General features: G+C 59.0%; 19 protein-coding genes and 1 pseudogene. 6 read left to right on the forward strand and 14 right to left on the reverse strand.

What is annotated here, in order from left to right:
* The first annotated feature begins 11 nt into the window (after positions 1-11).
* Together BSK43_RS20260 and BSK43_RS20265 are read left to right on the forward strand one after the other, a co-directional pair.
* Entirely contained in the window at positions 12-836 is an 825-nt protein-coding gene (locus BSK43_RS20260; protein ID WP_077472704.1) for an inositol monophosphatase family protein, read from the forward strand.
* 117 nt (positions 837-953) lie between these two features.
* The gene (locus BSK43_RS20265) at positions 954-1,886 is read left to right on the forward strand and encodes an adenylate/guanylate cyclase domain-containing protein (RefSeq protein WP_077472705.1); all 933 of its coding nucleotides are present in this window, start codon (positions 954-956) and stop codon (positions 1,884-1,886) included.
* A 15-nt stretch (positions 1,887-1,901) separates the two neighbouring features.
* On the opposite strand, the pseudogene BSK43_RS20270 reads toward BSK43_RS20265, so the two are convergent.
* From BSK43_RS20270 to grxD, 3 genes and pseudogenes are all read right to left on the reverse strand, one after another.
* A pseudogene (locus BSK43_RS20270) lies at positions 1,902-3,181 on the reverse strand (multidrug effflux MFS transporter).
* A 13-nt stretch (positions 3,182-3,194) separates the two neighbouring features.
* On the reverse strand, positions 3,195-4,427 hold the full coding sequence (locus BSK43_RS20275; RefSeq protein WP_077472706.1) for a multidrug effflux MFS transporter: 1,233 nt from the start codon (positions 4,425-4,427) through the stop codon (positions 3,195-3,197).
* 138 nt (positions 4,428-4,565) lie between these two features.
* Positions 4,566-4,901: a Grx4 family monothiol glutaredoxin gene (gene grxD, locus BSK43_RS20280; protein WP_077472707.1), complete on the reverse strand. Its 336-nt coding sequence runs from the start codon at positions 4,899-4,901 to the stop codon at positions 4,566-4,568.
* 382 nt (positions 4,902-5,283) lie between these two features.
* On the opposite strand from grxD, the gene BSK43_RS20285 reads away from it, so the two are divergent.
* Both BSK43_RS20285 and BSK43_RS20290 read left to right on the forward strand, forming a co-directional pair.
* Positions 5,284-5,586 (forward strand): hypothetical protein, encoded by a 303-nt coding sequence (locus BSK43_RS20285; RefSeq protein ID WP_077472708.1) that lies wholly within the window; start codon positions 5,284-5,286, stop codon positions 5,584-5,586.
* A 236-nt stretch (positions 5,587-5,822) separates the two neighbouring features.
* Complete coding sequence (locus tag BSK43_RS20290) at positions 5,823-7,022, forward strand: hypothetical protein (protein WP_077472709.1); 1,200 nt, start codon at positions 5,823-5,825, stop codon at positions 7,020-7,022.
* Here BSK43_RS20290 and BSK43_RS20295 read toward each other — a convergent pair.
* The 4 genes from BSK43_RS20295 to BSK43_RS20310 form a co-directional block, all read right to left on the reverse strand.
* Positions 7,008-7,241 carry a BolA family transcriptional regulator gene (locus BSK43_RS20295; protein WP_004108912.1) on the reverse strand — a complete coding sequence of 78 codons (234 nt, stop codon included), beginning with the start codon at positions 7,239-7,241 and terminating at the stop codon, positions 7,008-7,010. The two genes, BSK43_RS20290 and BSK43_RS20295, sit on opposite strands and share 15 nt — an antisense overlap.
* A 17-nt stretch (positions 7,242-7,258) precedes the next feature.
* On the reverse strand, positions 7,259-9,490 hold the full coding sequence (gene purL / locus BSK43_RS20300) for a phosphoribosylformylglycinamidine synthase subunit PurL (RefSeq protein ID WP_077472710.1): 2,232 nt from the start codon (positions 9,488-9,490) through the stop codon (positions 7,259-7,261).
* 171 nt (positions 9,491-9,661) lie between these two features.
* A complete protein-coding gene (locus BSK43_RS20305) occupies positions 9,662-10,276 on the reverse strand; it encodes an acyloxyacyl hydrolase (protein ID WP_077472711.1) in 615 nt (204 codons plus the stop codon).
* A 119-nt stretch (positions 10,277-10,395) separates the two neighbouring features.
* Positions 10,396-11,814 (reverse strand): PLP-dependent aminotransferase family protein, encoded by a 1,419-nt coding sequence (locus BSK43_RS20310; protein WP_077472712.1) that lies wholly within the window; start codon positions 11,812-11,814, stop codon positions 10,396-10,398.
* Positions 11,815-11,919: 105 nt separating this feature from the next.
* On the opposite strand from BSK43_RS20310, the gene BSK43_RS20315 reads away from it, so the two are divergent.
* The gene (locus BSK43_RS20315) at positions 11,920-12,165 is read left to right on the forward strand and encodes a DUF1127 domain-containing protein (protein ID WP_077472713.1); all 246 of its coding nucleotides are present in this window, start codon (positions 11,920-11,922) and stop codon (positions 12,163-12,165) included.
* Positions 12,166-12,206: 41 nt separating this feature from the next.
* Here the strand turns inward: BSK43_RS20315 and BSK43_RS20320 are convergent, their stop codons facing one another.
* The 7 genes from BSK43_RS20320 to BSK43_RS20350 all read right to left on the reverse strand — a co-directional run bounded on the left by BSK43_RS20320 (position 12,207) and on the right by BSK43_RS20350 (position 16,428).
* On the reverse strand, positions 12,207-12,740 hold the full coding sequence (locus BSK43_RS20320; protein ID WP_077472714.1) for an AAA family ATPase: 534 nt from the start codon (positions 12,738-12,740) through the stop codon (positions 12,207-12,209).
* Positions 12,741-12,813: 73 nt separating this feature from the next.
* On the reverse strand, positions 12,814-13,221 hold the full coding sequence (locus tag BSK43_RS20325; RefSeq protein ID WP_077472715.1) for a hypothetical protein: 408 nt from the start codon (positions 13,219-13,221) through the stop codon (positions 12,814-12,816).
* A gap of 130 nt (positions 13,222-13,351) precedes the next feature.
* Positions 13,352-14,023: a phosphoribosylformylglycinamidine synthase subunit PurQ gene (gene purQ, locus BSK43_RS20330; protein WP_077472716.1), complete on the reverse strand. Its 672-nt coding sequence runs from the start codon at positions 14,021-14,023 to the stop codon at positions 13,352-13,354.
* Positions 14,020-14,577 (reverse strand): RNA 2'-phosphotransferase, encoded by a 558-nt coding sequence (locus tag BSK43_RS20335; RefSeq protein ID WP_077472717.1) that lies wholly within the window; start codon positions 14,575-14,577, stop codon positions 14,020-14,022. Before BSK43_RS20335 ends, purQ begins: the two co-directional genes overlap by 4 nt.
* 8 nt (positions 14,578-14,585) lie before the next feature.
* Positions 14,586-14,828, reverse strand: a complete 243-nt coding sequence (purS, locus tag BSK43_RS20340) for a phosphoribosylformylglycinamidine synthase subunit PurS (RefSeq protein ID WP_068387239.1) — start codon at positions 14,826-14,828, stop codon at positions 14,586-14,588.
* Positions 14,829-14,845: 17 nt separating this feature from the next.
* On the reverse strand, positions 14,846-15,610 hold the full coding sequence (purC, locus tag BSK43_RS20345; RefSeq protein ID WP_068387236.1) for a phosphoribosylaminoimidazolesuccinocarboxamide synthase: 765 nt from the start codon (positions 15,608-15,610) through the stop codon (positions 14,846-14,848).
* Between the two features lie 263 nt (positions 15,611-15,873).
* Positions 15,874-16,428 carry an alpha/beta hydrolase gene (locus BSK43_RS20350; protein WP_068387233.1) on the reverse strand — a complete coding sequence of 185 codons (555 nt, stop codon included), beginning with the start codon at positions 16,426-16,428 and terminating at the stop codon, positions 15,874-15,876.
* Positions 16,429-16,595: 167 nt separating this feature from the next.
* Here BSK43_RS20350 and BSK43_RS20355 point away from each other — a divergent pair, with 167 nt between their 5' ends.
* Positions 16,596-17,396, forward strand: a complete 801-nt coding sequence (locus BSK43_RS20355; RefSeq protein ID WP_077472740.1) for a DUF2189 domain-containing protein — start codon at positions 16,596-16,598, stop codon at positions 17,394-17,396.
* Positions 17,397-17,442 lie beyond the last annotated feature (46 nt).

Below are 17,442 nucleotides of genomic sequence, written 5' to 3' on the forward strand. Positions count from 1 at the left end.
AGGACCATATTATGACATCGCTCGTTGACATCACCACCCTCGCTCATGTGTTGCGCCGCGCCGCGCAGATGGAAATCCTGCCGCGCTTCCGCAGGCTTGGCAGCGATGATGTCCGCGTCAAGAGCGAAGCCACTGACCTGGTGACTGAGGCCGACGAACGCGCCGAGCGGATGGTGAAGGCCGAGGTATCACGCCTCTGGCCCGAGGCGCTCTTCATCGGCGAGGAATCGGTGGCGGCCGATCCGACCCTGCTGGACAAGCTGTCCGGCGCGGATCTGGCCATCATCGTCGATCCCGTGGATGGCACGTTCAATTTCGCCTCCGGCATCCCGGCCTTCGGCGTCATGGCTTCGGTGATCTCCAAGGGCGAAACGGTTGCCGGGATCATCTTCGATCCGATGGGCGACGACTGGGTGCTGGCGGAACGCGGCAGTGGCGCCTGGTTGCGCCGGCCGGATGGCGAGACGTTGCGCCTGAAGGTCGCCCCACCGGTTGCGCTGGAGGACATGGTCGGCATGGCATCGACCGGCTTCCTGCCGAAGGGCAAGCGGGCGGAGATCATGGGTAATCTCGCCAAGGTGCGTTATTCCACCAACTATCGCTGCGCTGCGCATGAATATCGCACGCTCGCCGGCGGCCACGTCCATTATCTCATGTACAACAAGCTGATGCCCTGGGATCATCTGGCCGGCACGCTTATCTCGCAGGAATCCGGCGCTTATGCCCGTCGCTTTGACGGTTCGCCCTATCTGCCGCAGCATCTCGATGGCGGACTGTTGATCGCAGTCGACAAGGATTCCTGGGAGCTGCTGCGGCGCGAGGTTTTCACCGTATAGCCGGCCGCATCGTTTGGCTCGGCGACCGGCGTGACCACTTGGAAAGTCACGCCGGGAAGGCTATCTTCTTGGTAGAGGCAAGCGCCACGGTCGGCGCCTGCCGAGAGGATGAGGCAGATGTCCGAGACGAGCCGCAAGCTGACCACCATCTTCTGCGCTGACGTGCAGGATTACACGCGTCTGATGGGCAGGGATGAGGAGGGAACGCTTGCGACCCTTCGCCGATATCGCGATGCCATGACGCGGCTAATCGAGGCCCATGGCGGCCGGGTGATCAACACCTGGGGTGACGGCGTCTTCGCCGAGTTTCCAAGCGTCGTGGAAGCCGTGCGGGCAGCCGTTGACGTCCAGAACGAGCTTGCCAGCTACAATGCTGCGATAGATACTGAAAAGCAGATGCTGTTTCGCATCGGTCTCAACCTTGGCGATGTGATCGCCGATGGCAGTGATCTCTATGGTGACGGTGTCAATATCGCAGCGCGACTTCAGTCGCGGGCCGCTCCCGGCGGCATCGTTATCTCCAATACCGTCTACGATCAGGTCCGCAACAAGGTCGCTGTCGGCTTCGATTTCCTCGGTCAGCTCGAGGTCAAGAATATCGAGGGTGGCGTGCCAAGCTATGCGGTACGCGTCGGTGGCGTGCAGGTGGTTGATACGACGACCACGGAATATCGGCCCAACCCGCAGCCAGCTCCGTCGCGGGCGCCGGATATGGCAGCGAGAACACCGCTGCTGCAGGATTGGCGGCTTAATTACGGTACGCCGCTGATCATCTGCGTCGGTCTTGCCGTACTCAATGGACTGACCTGGAGCGGTGAGTTCTGGGCGAAATGGCCGATACTCATCATTCTTTGGGTCAATGCTTACCGCTTCGTTCGTAGCAACAAGCAGGTCGACATGGCGATTGCCAGCCTTGTGATCACCGGTATCGGCATCGTCGCAATCAATCTGTTCACATGGCACGGTACGCCATGGGCGGTCTGGCCGCTGTTCGGCCTGGCGATCGCCGCTGCGGTGCGCTGGGTCAGCCGTCCGCGCAGCGGCGTTTGAAGGAGGTCACGTCGATCAGACGTGACCCATGCCGGGCTCCAGCGCCGGCGTATCGCCGGGATGGGTGAAGAGCTTGCCGCGCTCGGCCCATAGCGTTGCCAGGATCGTGAGCGCACCGAATATGGTGAAGCCGGCGATCAGCGGCTGGGCAGTTCCATCGAACATCTGGCCGACGATACCACCAAGGAGAACGCCGACCGTCGTGGAAATCGAGCTGGTGATGGCAGCTGCCGTGCCCGCCAGATGTCCCATCGGCTCCAGGCTGATGGCCATGCAGTTGGTGGTGATGACTGCGAACATCATCAACATGATCGAGATCAGCACATAGATGAAGGTGAAGCTTGGCTGGCCGAACATGCCGACGATGTAGCCGACAGCGCCGAGAAGGGTGAAGACGATCATGGCTGCATGGGAAATGCGGCGCATGCCGAAGCTGCGGACGAAATAGCCGTTGGCGAACTGCGCCACCGCTGTACCGGCGGCCGTTGCCGCAAAGGCGATCGGGAATGTGTCTCCGAGACCATAGACTTCGCCGAAGACCTGCTGCACCGAGACGATGTAAGCGCAGATCACGCCCGTGTAGAGCGTCAAGCCGATCATGTAGCCGCAGGTGATGCGGTTGGTCAGCACCGTCTTGAAGCCGGAGATCACGGATGCGACCGAAAGCGGCAGGCGCTCTTCGACAGGAAGCGTTTCCTTCATGCGGAAATAGGCGACCAGGAACAGGCCGGCGCTGACGATGCCGATCAGGATGAAGATCCATTGCCAGTTGGAATAGGCAACGATCAACTGGCCGACGAAGGGTGCAACCATCGGCATGATCATGAAGACGATCATGACGTAGGACATGACGCGCGCCATTTCACGGCCACCGAAGCAATCGCGGACGATGGCGAGCGTGGTGATGCGCACGGCTGCGGCGCCGACGCCTTGGGCGAAGCGCAGAGCAAGCAGGGCGAAGAGACTGCGCTCCAGGCCGCTGCGAACAGCGTCACCGTGTAGAAGGCGAGGCCCCCGAGCAGAATGCGACGCCGGCCATAGGTATCCGACAGGCTGCCGAAGAACAGCTGGCAGATGCCGAAGCCGAGGAAATAGACGCCGATGACAAGCTGCGTATCATTGGGGTTGGCGACATTGAGGGATTGGCCAATGTTCGGAAGCGCCGGCAGCATGCTGTCGATGCCCATCGAAATGCTCGCCGTCATCAATGCGATGATGAAGATGAATTCGACGATGCCGAGGCCGATGCGGTTGGAGCCGGATTGGGCCGGCGTATGGTCTTGAGGCGGGGTCATGTGAATGTGCCTGTCAATGCAATGCGAGGGATTGGTCGGCCGGTGGCGGCGCGTTGTGCGGGCGGAACAGCCGCCCTTTTTCGGCAATCAGCACGAACATCAGGCCGATCAACGAGACGGTGAAATAACCGATGACCATCGGTGTCGCGGTTCCGTTGAAATACTGGCCGATGCCGGCGCCGATCGATGCGCCGCCGACCGTGCTCATGAAGCCGAGCACAGAGGATGCGGTTCCGGCGACGTGGCCTAGTGGCTCCATCGCGAGTGAGTTGAAATTCGAGCCGATCCAGCCGAACTGGAACATGGCCAGCGCGAAAAAGATCATGAACAGCGGGAAAGGCATTGGCGCCGGGCCGTAAAGCTGCACCATCAGCCAGATGAAGGTGATGAAGGAGAAGCCGAGCAGGGCGGCATGCGACAGCCGACGCATGCCGAAGCGGCCGACGAGCTGCGAATTGATGAAGGAAGACAGGGCCATGAACAGCGCCACGCCGCCAAAGGCGACGGGTGTATAGACGCCAAGTCCGTAAATGCCGCTGTAGATCTGCTGGGCGGAATTGATGAAGCCGAAGAGTGCTCCGAACAGGAACGTGCTGGCGATGGTGTAACAGAGCGCAACGCGGTTGGTCAGAACCATCTTGAACCCGGATGCGACCGACCTGACGGTCAGCGGCCTTACATTCTCGGGCCTCAGCGTCTCGGGAAGCCGGAAATACATCCACAGACCGACAAGCGTCGCCATGGTGCCGATGAAGACGAAGATCATGTGCCAGGTGCTGACGAGCATGATGATCTGGCCGCTTCCGGGCGCAATGACCGGAACGATCATGAAGACCATCATGATCAACGACATCACCTCGGCCATCAATCGGCCGCCAAAGACGTCGCGGACGATGGAGATGGTGATGACGCGCGTTGCCGCCGAGCCAAGGCCCTGAATGAAGCGCAGTGCAAGCAGTCCGGCAAAGGATGGAATAAGAGCAATGCCGAAGGCCGAGACGACGTAGACGACAATGCCGATCAACAAGGGGATGCGGCGGCCGAAACGATCCGACAGGGGCCCATAAATGAGCTGGGCCGAGCCGAAGCCGATCAGATAAGCGGTAACCACATATTGCCGATGGTTCTCGTTTTCGACGCCGAGACTGGAGCCGATCTGCTGCAGGGCAGGGAGCATGATATCGATGGCCAACGAATTGATCGCCATCAGAAAGGCCGCGAGCACGATGAACTCGCGTTTGCCCATGGGCAGCTGCCCCTGGGACATAGCCTGGGATGAAGTCGTCACGGTTTTATTCCCATAAACATATCAAGGCGCTGCCCGGCGGCAGCGCCTTATCGATCGAATTGAACATGGAAACCGGACGAGAAGCCCGGTGACCGGTCAGGAGGCGGCGCGAACGGTGATGCCGCTTTCCTGGAAGTGCTGCTGCAACTCGCCCGCCTGGAACATTTCGCGCACGATATCACAGCCGCCGATGAATTCGCCCTTCACGTAAAGCTGGGGAATGGTCGGCCAGTTGGAATAGTCCTTGATGCCCTGACGGATCTCAGCGTCTGCGAGGACATTGATGCCCTTATAATCTACGCCGATATAGTCAAGAATCTGGACCACCTGGCCCGAGAAACCACACTGCGGGAACTGGGGCGTGCCCTTCATGAAGAGAACAACGTCGTTATTCTTTACTTCATTTGCGATGAATTCGTTGATGCCGCTCATTGTCCAGTTCCTTTCACATGCGGGGTCAAGGCCCGCAGCGTTAAATCTGTTCCCATAAATAGCAAGCGACCGATTGGATTTCCAGACGCAAAACGTACCGTATGTCTTTTTCATCGCATGAATGAATTTTCGATGCGCGCGACTGGGAGAGCTGCGGAATCTGTCGATTAGCCATTTTTCTTGAACAGTGCGTTTTGAAATCGCCTCTTCAACTCGAAGACTGAACAACACAAATAAATCAGAAGCAAGGGGCGATTAATATTAGGGTGCTATCTAATTTACAAACGGCCGGTATGTTTGTTAGAGTCGGTCGAGTGGTGCGATTTGGCGCGCATCGGTTCCTTGCTGAGGATTGCATTCGTATTTTGAGGGAGCGAACACCATGAGCCATCATCATTATTCCGAGGGCCAGGTTGGTGAAGAGCGTGAGTTTTATAGCTCTGAAGAGACGAGTGAGGGCGAGCGGGAATATTATGAGCATGTCCGCACCCCAAAAGCATCGATACTAAACAGCACTGTTACCGTCAGTGCCATCGTGCTGATTCTCAGCATAGCATTCGGCTATCGCGCTTCGATCGAGCCAACGCCGCAACTGGCCACGCCGCCGATCGTCGAGAAGATCATGACGGCACCGCCGACGGATCCATGTGCGGAGATGTCGCCTTATCCTGGCCGGGAGTGCTGATCTGAATCGGTTTTCTCGTGTTCAAGCCGATGGTCCATGTCATTCCGTTTGGGGAACAGATGGGTATTTCTTCGGAATGCCCTTCGGTTTCGGGCGCGCATGACGATACTCTTTTGATTTTTCATGTTTTTCGAATGGCTTTGTGGAATACTGCCATGAAAAAGCCGATAGCGCGTGGTTTTCGCATCGCTCTGTGTATCTGACGCCGTAAGCCTGCCCCGGGGACTGACAACATTATGAACAATATCAGGAAGAGGGTAGTTCTCCACTTCCCTGGCTTCGAGCCATTGGATGCTACTGCGCATCGCGCCCGCTACGAACGTTCGGCGAGGCAGGCTGGTGCCGTGTGGGATTTTTCCGTTAGCCTCGGCGAGTTGAAGAATTTTGGCCGGGCGCCCTATTTCGACGTGAGTACGGCCGGTGGTGAGTGGAAGACCCAAAGCCGTGTTCACATTGTCGATCACGACGATCTGGTTACGGCACTGAATGGCAGGCCCTTTTTTACCCGGATGGCGCAAGGTTATCTCGCGGCCGCGCGAGTTGCGTCTTCGGGAGGGATGACTGGCTATTTTCGCCATGCATGGCGTTTTGGCCTGTTCTTCATCTTCCCGTTCCTGCTGATGTTCATCGGGCTGTTGCTCAGCCTTTCCATTGCATTTACGCCGTTCATGTTCGGATTGCCGGCCTGGAGTCATATTGGCAGCATCGCGTTGGCGGTGGCCTTCTTCGTCTACATTTTCCTGCCACAGGCCGAAAAGCTGCATACGCTGCATCTCTTTTCCGATTGGGAGATGGCTGTCGCGATGGCCGGCCTGAACGGCATCGGCGGCGAACAATGGATCGAGGCATGCGCGATCAGCGTACGACAGGCGCTGGATGAGTCCGATGCCGATGAAATCGTTATTTCCTCACACAGCATGGGATCGTCGGTGGCGACCCATGTCGTCGGCCTTCTGCTCGAGCGTGAACCTGAGCTCCTTCGCGGCAAGCGGGTGGTGTTTGTGACGCTGGGGAGCGCCATTCTGCAATGCGCCCTGATGCGACCGGCAACGGTGCTGCGCTCGCGTGTCGGTCTGCTCGCGCGCTGCAAGGATATCTTCTGGCTGGATGTGCACTGTCTGACCGACGCGATCCATTTCTACAAGACGAAGGTCGTTGAGGTTTGCTGGCATCCGGATGCCGAACAGGCCTCGATCCTGTTCATACGCTTCAAGCAGATGCTGTCGGCAAAGCACTATGCCAAGATCAAACGCGATTTCCTGCGGGTTCACCGGCAATATGTGCTGGGGCCGGACGTGCGCGCGTTCTTCGATTTTACCCTGATGACCTCAGGCCCGTTGCCGGCATCACGCTTCGCGGAATTTTCTGTGAAAAACATGCCGGAGCTGACGGTCAACTCCGGCATTGAAGCGCAGGTCGTCTCAGTCGGGCGCTGACGTCTGCAGCGCCAGGGCGTGCAGGACGCCGCCCATATTACCCTTCAGGGCATCATAGACCATCTGGTGTTGCTGGACGCGGCTCTTGCCGCGGAAAGCTTCCGCGACAACTTCAGCGGCGTAGTGATCACCATCCCCAGCCAGGTCACGAATGGTCACCTTGGCTCCGGGAATGCCGGCTTTGATCATGTCTTCGATATCGCCGGGGTTCATTGGCATGGGTGGTATACCTCGATCTATTCTGCTGCAGCGAGAGCGCTGCCATCCATGAAGGCAGGAAACCACGATTCATGCGCATCGCGCAACTGTTCAACCGGAAGCGACAGCACGCCATTGATGACAAGCGCATCACCGCCGATGGTGCCGAGGCGACGGAAGGGAACGCCGGCGCTTTCTGCATTGATGCAGACGAAATCGGCGACATCGGCCGGGACGGCGATGACGTAGCGCGCCTGATCCTCACCGAAAAGCGCTGCATGCGTCGGCGTTTTGCCTTCGCTCAGATCGATTTTCAGGCCCTTGCGGGATGCCATCGCCATTTCGGCAAGAGCCAATGCCAGGCCGCCCGATGAGATATCGTGGCAGGCCGTGACCTGGCCGTTGCGGATCGCAGAGCGGACGAAATCGCCGTTGCGGCGCTCGGCAAAGAGATCGACTTCCGGAGCCGGACCCTCGGTCGAGCCCAGAATATCGCGTAGGTAGATAGAGGAGCCGAGATGGCTGCCGTCAAGGCCGATCATCAGGACACGGTCACCTTCAGAGGCAGATCCGATGCGGGCCATCGCCTTCCAGTCCGGCAGCAGGCCGACGCCGGCAATGGTGGGGGTCGGCAGGATGGCGACGCCATTGGTCTCGTTGTAGAGCGAGACGTTGCCCGAGACGATCGGGAAATCCAGGGCGCGGCAGGCTTCGCCGATGCCCTTGATGGCGCCGACCAGCTGGCCCATGATCTCGGGCTTTTCCGGGTTGCCGAAATTGAGGTTGTCGGTCGCTGCCAGCGGCTCGGCGCCGGTTGCAGTGATGTTGCGCCAGCATTCGGCCACGGCCTGCTTGCCGCCTTCGAATGGATCGGCTTCGACGTAACGCGGTGTCACATCCGACGAGAATGCCAGCGCCTTGGTGGCATGGCCTTCGACGCGGACGACGCCGGCGTCGCCGCCCGGAAGCTGCAGCGAATTGCCCTGGATCAGCGTATCGTATTGTTCATAGACCCAACGGCGGCTGGACTGGTTGGCGGAGCCGACCAGCTTCAAAAGTGCCTGGCCGTAATCTTCCGGTGCAGCCACGAGATCGGCGGGCAAGGCAGCGCGTTTGTCGGCTTCGCGCCACGGGCGGTCATATTCCGGAGCCTGATCGCCGAGATCCTTGATCGGCAGGTTGGCAACTTCCTCGCCCTGATGGATGACGCGGAAGCGCAGGTCGTCGGTCGTCTTGCCGACGATGGCGAAATCCAGGCCCCACTTGACGAAGATCGCCTTGGCGACGGCTTCCTTTTCCGGCTGCAGCACCATGAGCATGCGCTCCTGGCTTTCCGACAGCATCATTTCGTAGGCGGTCATCTGCTCTTCGCGCACCGGCACCTTATCGAGCTCGAGCTCGATGCCGAGGTCGCCCTTGGCGCCCATTTCGACGGCGGAGCAGGTGAGGCCGGCCGCACCCATGTCCTGGATGGCAATGACGGCGCCCGTCTGCATCAGCTCCAGGCAGGCTTCCAGCAGGCATTTTTCGGTAAAGGGGTCGCCGACCTGAACGGTCGGGCGCTTTTCCTCGATCGATTCGTCAAATTCGGCCGACGCCATGGTGGCGCCGCCAACGCCGTCACGGCCGGTCTTGGCGCCGAGATAGACGACGGGCAGGCCGACGCCCTTGGCTTCCGACAGGAAGATGGCATTGGACTTGGCAAGGCCGGCTGCAAAGGCATTGACCAGGATATTGCCGTTGTAGCGTGCATCGAACTCGACTTCGCCGCCGACTGTCGGCACGCCGAAGGAATTGCCATAGCCGCCGACGCCAGCGACGACGCCGGAGACGAGGTGGCGGGTCTTCGGATGGTCCGGCTCGCCGAAGCGCAGCGCGTTCATCGCGGCAACCGGGCGGGCACCCATGGTGAAGACGTCGCGCAGGATGCCGCCGACGCCTGTGGCAGCGCCCTGATACGGCTCGATGTAAGAGGGGTGGTTGTGGCTTTCCATCTTGAAGACGACGCAATCGCCATCATCGATGTCGACCACGCCGGCGTTCTCGCCGGGGCCCTGGATGACGCGAGGTCCCTTGGTTGGCAGGGTGCGAAGCCACTTTTTGGAGGATTTGTACGAGCAGTGCTCGTTCCACATGGCCGAGAAGATACCGAGCTCGGTAAAGGAAGGCTCGCGGCCGATCAGATCCAGAATGCGCTGATATTCATCCGGCTTCAGGCCGTGGGAGGCAATCAGTTCGGGGGTGATCTGGATCGTATTGGAAATGGTCATGGGCGCTCGAGGGTCCTTGCCTGGAAAGGGTTTGAAGGCCGGTCAGGGGATCGAGGTCTCTTTAGCGCAAGTCAACCTGTCGTGCGACAGGAAAATCACCGGCGTTCACAACACGCCGGCATTCATAACAAGTAAGCAGCAGTGCGGCCATTTGCGGCCGCACGCCAACGATTAGAATTTGTAGCCGACCAGAAGGCCGACACGCGTCATGCCGCCGTTCGGACCATCACAAAGATTGGCATTCGAGGAATGCGCGATCTGCGCCATCATGTTCCAATGGCTGTCGAAATTATATCCGAGACCGGCATATTCGTGGAAAAGGAAGCGACAGCCGAGCATCGGGCCGTGTTCTCTCCAGTCATCGATATTGCCGGTATGTACCGTTCCGCCGAAGCCAGCTTCGGTGAAGATGCCGTTGCTGTGCGTCAGCGTCCAGGAAAGGCCGGCATAGACCTGGGTCGCCGATCCGGCGGTGCCGATCGAGGTTCCCAAATGGATGCGCGGATGGGCCAACTGATCTTTCCAATCAGCGGTCGGATTGTAGCCGAACGGATTGAAGAGCACTTCGACGTCAGGCAAAACACCCTTTTCGTGATCGTATCCATTCTGGATCGATCCACTCGCTCCGAAACGGAGTTCGTCGAAAATCTTAGGTGCCGGTGCGGCCGCAACCGCATCGGCGGCACTCGCGGCGGACTCACCTGCAAAAAATATCGAACTGATTGCCAGAAAACTCGCAACTAAACGCTTGCTCAAATTGCATGCTGAAACGCTATCGATGGCCATGCACTCCCCCTGGTATGGCGGGCGACTCATGACTTATTGATAGAATGGTAGGGTGCTAGGAGTCGAGATGGGAGAATCAAAATCTCACATGCCAGTTGTCGATAATTGCTAAGGCTTGCTTAAATGTGACTATCGTAGCCCGATGAGCCGTTTTCCAGCAGCCGACGCAGCGTCATAAAACCTGCAGCAACGTCCTCCCGTCGCTTCGGGGATGAGAAAGCGACTCGAACGCGGTGATAGACCTTCTCCATGCGCGCCGCCTTGAACTCGTCTTCATCGTCAATGAGGACGCCGTCGGCAATGGCGGCATTTTTGAAGGTGCCTGACAACCAGGGTTCAGGCAGCTTCAACCACAGGAACGGCAGATGCGGGTGGGAGTTGAACTCGAATCCTGCGAGCGCCTCCTGTGCAATTTGCTCACGCGCCCTGATTTCCTCGACCGATTTGCGGCGAAGATCCAGTGCGTGGCCGCCCAGCACCAGGCGGGCGCAGGTTTCGGCCAGAATGAAGGGCAGGCCTCCGGTGGTCATCTTGTGCGTGACCTTGATGCGCTGCGCGAAATGCGGGGGGCAGGCGACCCAGCCGCCGCGCACGCCGGCCGTCACGGATTTCGCCAGGCTGCTGACGACGAAAGTGCGCTCGGGCGCGATGGCTGCCATCAACGGGTTCTGGTCGCCGGTCATGCCCCCGTAGAGATCGTCCTCAATCAGCCAGACACTGTGTCTGCGTGCAATGGCGGCGATCGCGCGCCGGCGCGATTCCGGCATTGTCACCAGAGTAGGATTATGTGCTGTCGGCATGAGGAAGGCCAGGCGCGGATGCTGCTGCTGGCATAGCCGCTCGAAATCATCTGGAATCATGCCGTGCTCGTCGGAATCGACCAATATGGAGCGTCGTCCGAGGAGGCGGGTGGCTCGGCTGATCTGGGTGTAGGTCAGGTTTTCGAAGACAATCTTGTCGCCTGGCGAGGTGACGGCCGAGATGACGGCAATGGCGCCGGCATGGGCGCCCAGCGTCGGCACGACGGTCTCGATGTCGGGCTTCCAGCCGTTGCGGGCAAGCCAGATCTGTCCTGCCTCAAACCAGCTCGTCGGAAAATTCCTGGAATAGGAGGAGATTTCCGACTGATGCTCGCTGCTGATATCAGCGAACAATTTGCCAATGATCTCGCCCTGGCCGATGTCCGGAGCGGCCGTCGTATCGAAGCGTATCCTCGCATCGGGCGTATTGAGGCCGCGGGTGCCGGCAAGCGCCTGGGTGATCGGGTCCACCTGTTCGATCTGCTTGCCGTTCGAACGCTCCAGCACATAGGTGCCGCGACCGACCTCGCCGGCGACAAGACCGCGCTCGTGCACCAGCGCATAGGCGCGGCTCACCGTGCCGATGGTGACGCCGATATCGTAGGCAAGGTTGCGTTGAGGCGGCAATTTCGTGCCGGGCGGCAGAACGCCATGGGTGATCGCGTTCTCGATGCTGTCGGCAACGCGGATATAGACCGGTCCGTTGCCACTGGAAATGTCAGGGAGCCAATTTGTCATAATGACAATTTCCTAGATTGTCTTGGTTATGGAGTCAATACTAAGTGTCAATTGTATCGTTTGGCTCGGTACGTAACCTAATGTCACCATCAAGCGAGCAGTGAAATGAGTACAATTGATACAATCTGTCGGACCGACGGCAAGAAGGCCTTTACTCCGGCCCGAGATGCAGGAGTGGCGCAGCCAAAGTCCCGTGTCGCGTATAGTCTCTGGACGTCCTTGTTGCTGTGGGTGCAGAAACGCGAAAGTCGGCGGGCGCTGCGGGACTTGACGAATGATCAGTTGAGCGATGTCGGGCTGACACGAAGCGAGGCCAGGGCCGAGGTCAGCAAGTCGTTCTTCTGGGATTGAAGCGAGACGGCGCGCCAGTACCACGGCGGCTTGTGTTCTGCTTAACCCAGCCCCAGAATGGAATGAACGAAATCGGCGCGTTCCTCCACGCCGATTTTCGGCAGGATATGGGCCTGATAGCCGAGTGCAGGATAATCGATCGTCAAGCGATCATACTCGGTGATGGCGTCGGAGAGGTCATGTCTTCGCTCGTGATCCCCGACATATATCTCCGGCCATGGCGGCGTGAGGAAGACATGCCTGTTATAGCGATGCGACTGACCGAGGGTCGTCAAGGCCGGCTCGCCGGTAAGCTGTTGGAGTGCCGACGCCGCGTCGATCAATCCTCTGTCGAAGAAGACGATGCCGGGAAGCTTCGCGGCTGCCTCGCGGTCGGCGAGTGATACATCGATTGCCCTGCGGACGAAGGCGGTGGCATCCACCCATGGCAACGCGGAGCCGCCGCTATCCAGCTCCTGAGTGACAATGCGCCGACCCGGTTCCTCGACCACACGGTGGCCGCGCAGCCTTAGCGCTTCCAGCAGCGTCGATTTACCGCCGCCCGAGCAACAGGAAAGAATGACGAATCTATCCATGACAATGGTCCCTGAAGTTGAGGGCACGTCATGCTTTGGCTGCGGCGTCGCAGAATGCGAGCGGGCTATTGGCCTAGGTGCAGTTCTTCGAGCCCGCAGCCCAGCGATTGACGTCGCCTGTGATACGGCCGCCGGAGGCGCCGTTCATCATCGGACCGAAGGCCTGCAATTGGGCCGGGCTGCCTTCCGCCTGGACAACCAGGGATGGACGGCCGGTCGGATGTTTCTTGTCGACCACGAGAATGCGCGGACGACCGGTAAAGGAATTAAGCTCCGGAGAGAGCTGATAACCGGCAAAGGCCGGGTCGGATGACTTGAACCAGCAGGCGCTGGCATTGAGCATGACGCGCTCCATCGTCGACAGCGCGCTGTGATCGGTCGCGATTATGCTCGGCGGACGCGGGCCGCATGAGGTTACCAGAAGCCCAAGCATCGCGATGGCAGCGGCGGAGTAAAGTCCTGTCAGGAGGCGAGGGCGCATCAATCTCTTTCCAATAAGCGGTTAGGTCCGGCTTTGCCGAAGGAGCAGAACGGCTTTTTTGCCGACGCCCTGCTCTTTTGTGCAAAGACGTCGATTTTATGGTTTTTTCCGTACCAGACCTGGGGATTTATCAGGCTGCGATCACGCCGAGTGCGGAGGCGAAGAGGCCACGGCCATCATTGCCACCATGCGCAGCCTCGATCAGGTTTTCCGGATGCGGCATCATACCGAGTACATTGCCCTTGGCGTTGATGACGCCGGCAATGTCATTGACAGAGCCATTCGGGTTGGTGCCTTCGGCATAACGGAAGACCACCTGGCCATCGCCCTCGATTGCCTTCAGCGTCTCCGGCTCGACGAAATAATTGCCGTCGTGATGCGCAACCGGGCTGCGGATGACCTGGCCCTTGGCATAGGCGCTGGTGAATTCCGTTTCGGCGTTGACGACCTCCAGCTTCACTTCGCGGCAAACGAACTTCAGCGAGGCATTGCGCATCAGCGCACCGGGCAACATTCCGGCTTCGAGCAGGATCTGGAAACCGTTGCAGACGCCGAGAACCTTGACGCCCTTGTCGGCCTTGTCCTTGATCGCCTGCATGATCGGCATGCGGGCAGCGATTGCGCCGCAGCGCAGGTAGTCGCCATAGGAAAAGCCACCGGGAATGACGATCAGGTCGACATCCGGAATCTCGGTCTCGGTCTGCCACACGGTCACCGGCGCATGGCCGGAAATCTTGGTCAGCGCCGCGATCATGTCGCGATCGCGGTTGAGGCCGGGGAGTTGGACGACTGCTGATTTCATGATGCTGTTCCCGAGAGAGGCGAAAGATACAGGCTTGGAACGTGATCGGTGAGCCATACTCCATTGTCGCTGACAAAGAAAGAATGACCTTCCGCGTGCATGCGCGCCGCGTCGATTTCAAGGATGATGTAGCCACCCTTGCGTCTCGTCGCGACGATTTTGGCTGTTTCGACATCCGGTGAGAGATGAACGTGATGACGCTGCATCTTCGTCAGCCCGGAATTTTGGATTGCCGGCCAGCTTTCGAGCGATGTTCCGTGAAATAGCCTCGATGGCGGCATTGCCGGGCTGAGCGCCAGATCGACCGTAACACTATGACCCTGCGCTGCTCGGATGCGATGATCCAGCAAGGTGAAGCGTTTCTTCGAATTGGACTCGACCACTTCGAGAATATCGGCCTCGGTGACATCGAAGCGATCGAAGATCACCTTTTTCAGATCGTCGAAAGACACCCAACCTTCCGAATCCAGGACCAATCCAGCCTCATGCGGCGCGTGCCTCAGCACGTAGCTCATGAATTTCGAGATTTCGGTCTGGAGTTTGGTGGATGCCATGGATGCCGTCAGTCGATCGAAATGCTGAAGTTCTCGATTACCGTGTTGGCGAGGAGCTTTTCGCACATGGCTTTCAGCTCTGCCTCGGCCTTGCTCTTGTCGGTGCCTTCAAGCTCGAGGTCGAAAACCTTGCCCTGGCGGACCTGATGAACGCCGTCAAAGCCAAGCGCGCCGAGCGCGCCTTCGATTGCCTTGCCCTGCGGATCGAGAACGCCGTTCTTCAGCGTGACGGTTACACGAGCCTTGATCACGATTGTCCTTCCTGAACTTACTTGACGAGAACCGGTCCCGTGCCGCGCACGGGTTCGTTTTCATTGATGATGCCGAGGCGGCGGGCCACTTCGGAATAGGCTTCCAGCAGGCCGCCCATATCGCGGCGGAAACGGTCCTTGTCCATCTTCTCGCGGGTCTCGACATCCCAGAGACGGCAGGAGTCGGGCGAGATCTCATCGGCAAGGATGATACGCATCATGTCGCCTTCGAACAGGCGGCCGCATTCGATCTTGAAATCGACAAGCTGGATGCCGACGCCGAGGAAAAGGCCGGTCATGAAGTCGTTGACGCGGATGGCAAGCGCCATGATGTCATCAAGCTCGGCAGGATTTGCCCAGCCGAAAGCGGTGATGTGTTCCTCGGAAACCATCGGGTCTTCGAGCGCGTCGGACTTGTAATAGAATTCGATGATCGAGCGCGGTAGCACCACGCCTTCCTCGATACCGAGGCGCTTGGAGAGCGAGCCGGCAGCAACATTGCGCACGACGATCTCGAGCGGAATCATCTCCACTTCCTTGATCAACTGCTCGCGCATGTTGAGGCGACGGATGAAATGCGTGGGAATGCCGATCTTGTTCAGATGGCTGAAGATATATTCGCAGATGCGATTGTTCAGAACACCCTTACCATCGATAACTTCGTGCTTCTTCTTGTTGAAGGCGGTGGCATCGTCCTTGAAGAACTGGATCAGCGTGCCCGGCTCAGGTCCCTCGTAAAGGATCTTGGCCTTGCCCTCGTAGATACGGCGGCGACGGTTCATTGGTATTGTTCTCTGTCTTTGGCGCTCACGGGATAGCGCAAGTGGATCGTATGTGGGCGTCCCCATAACGGATAAGAAGCGAATTCACAATCCGCCAACGCCTCCTTACTCGGAATTCCGGCCATGGCGGGGTGCCAAAGCAAGAATCGGGATCCGGTCATCACCTGTTTTACAGGCTTTTATCTAACGATGGAATGAAGGTGGCCGGTACTTCACAGGCTAGTGAGCCGGTCTGCATCCATCGAACGTCCGTTTCACCTATATCACGGCTTCAACTGGCTGAGGAACTTGGCAAAGACCATCGTTCCCTCGGGCCACGGCCCGTGGCCGGATTCGCTGTTGATATGGCCGGACTCGCCGGCATCGATCAGCAGAGAGCCCCAGCTGTTGGCGATGTCATCGGCGTGCTCGTAGCTGCCGAAGGGGTCGTTGCGGCTTGCAATCGTCATCGAAGGAAACGGCAGGGGTTCGCGCGGATAGGGGCCGAACGTCATCAGATGTTTCGGGCGGATGTCGGGATTGGCGACATCGGGCGGCGCGACCAGGAAGGCGCCGGCCACCTTGTTGCGGAAATGCGGGATCGCATGGATGACGGAGGGTACGCCAAGCGAATGCGCCACGAGCACGACCGGCTTGTCGCAAGCATTCACCTCTTCGGCAATGCGCGCGATCCAGTCATCGCGAACCGGCTTTGACCATTCGGCCTGTTCCACGCGCCGCGCCGTCGAGAGCTTCTGCTCCCAGCGCGTCTGCCAGTGATCCGGGCCGGAATTGGTGTAACCGGGGACTATGAGGATATCTGCGTCGGAGACTTTCATGATGCGCCGATGTGGAAAGTGTGAGCCCAACTGTCAAGGGAAAAAGGCGACAATTGCGGCAAAATTTGTTAGGCTGGCCTTTGCCGGTAGCGAATGACGATGTCGGCGCCTGTTTTGCCGCCATTTTGCACCGCCAGCCGAGCACCACGGTTGAGGAGGAGAGCATTATGACGGCATTTCACGTCATGGCTGGAGCGGACCATAGCTTTACGCGCCCCGCCATCCGCAAGATCGGGATCGCCGATCTCGTCGACGCCCTGAAAATGGGGCTGGACGATTTCAGCGAGAAGCCTTCGCACTACGTTTTCCTGTGTCTGATGTATCCGATTGCCGGCATTGCGCTGGCGATCTGGAGCACCGACCGGAATCTGTTGCCGCTGCTATTTCCGCTGATGTCCGGCTTTGCCTTGCTCGGACCCATGGCGGCGATCGGTCTCTATGAGATCAGCCGGCGACGCGAGAAGGGGCTGGATACGTCCTGGAGCCATGCCTTCGATGTGCGCTTTTCACCGGCACTGCCGTCGATCATCGTCGCGGGCCTCATGTTGCTCGGCCTGTTCATCGTCTGGCTCTTTGTGGCTCAGAATATCTATTTCCTCTATTTCGGGGATGGCGTAGCGCCTACGCTCTCTTCGTTCGCCTCCAGTGTCCTGACCACGCCGGAAGGGATGGCCATGATGATTTGGGGTGACGCGATTGGCTTCGTCTTCGCACTCGTCGCGCTGGCGACCACGATCGTTACCTTTCCATTGCTGCTGGACCGTGATGTCGGTGTCGTCGCGGCGATCGATGCGAGCATTCGGGCGACGCTGACCAATCCGGTTCCGGTGGCTGTCTGGGGGCTGATCGTGGCGGCACTTCTTGTCGTCGGCACCATCCCGATCTTTGCGGGGCTGGCGGTCGTCATGCCGATACTTGGCCATGCATCCTGGCATCTCTACCGCAAGCTGGTGGTAGCACAGGACTAGAAATCGGCATTCTCAGCGGCTCCTGTAAATGGTTGGAACCGTAACA

It is taken from the genome of Rhizobium sp. P44RR-XXIV (assembly GCF_001999485.2).
Taxonomy (GTDB): Bacteria; Pseudomonadota; Alphaproteobacteria; order Rhizobiales; family Rhizobiaceae; genus Rhizobium.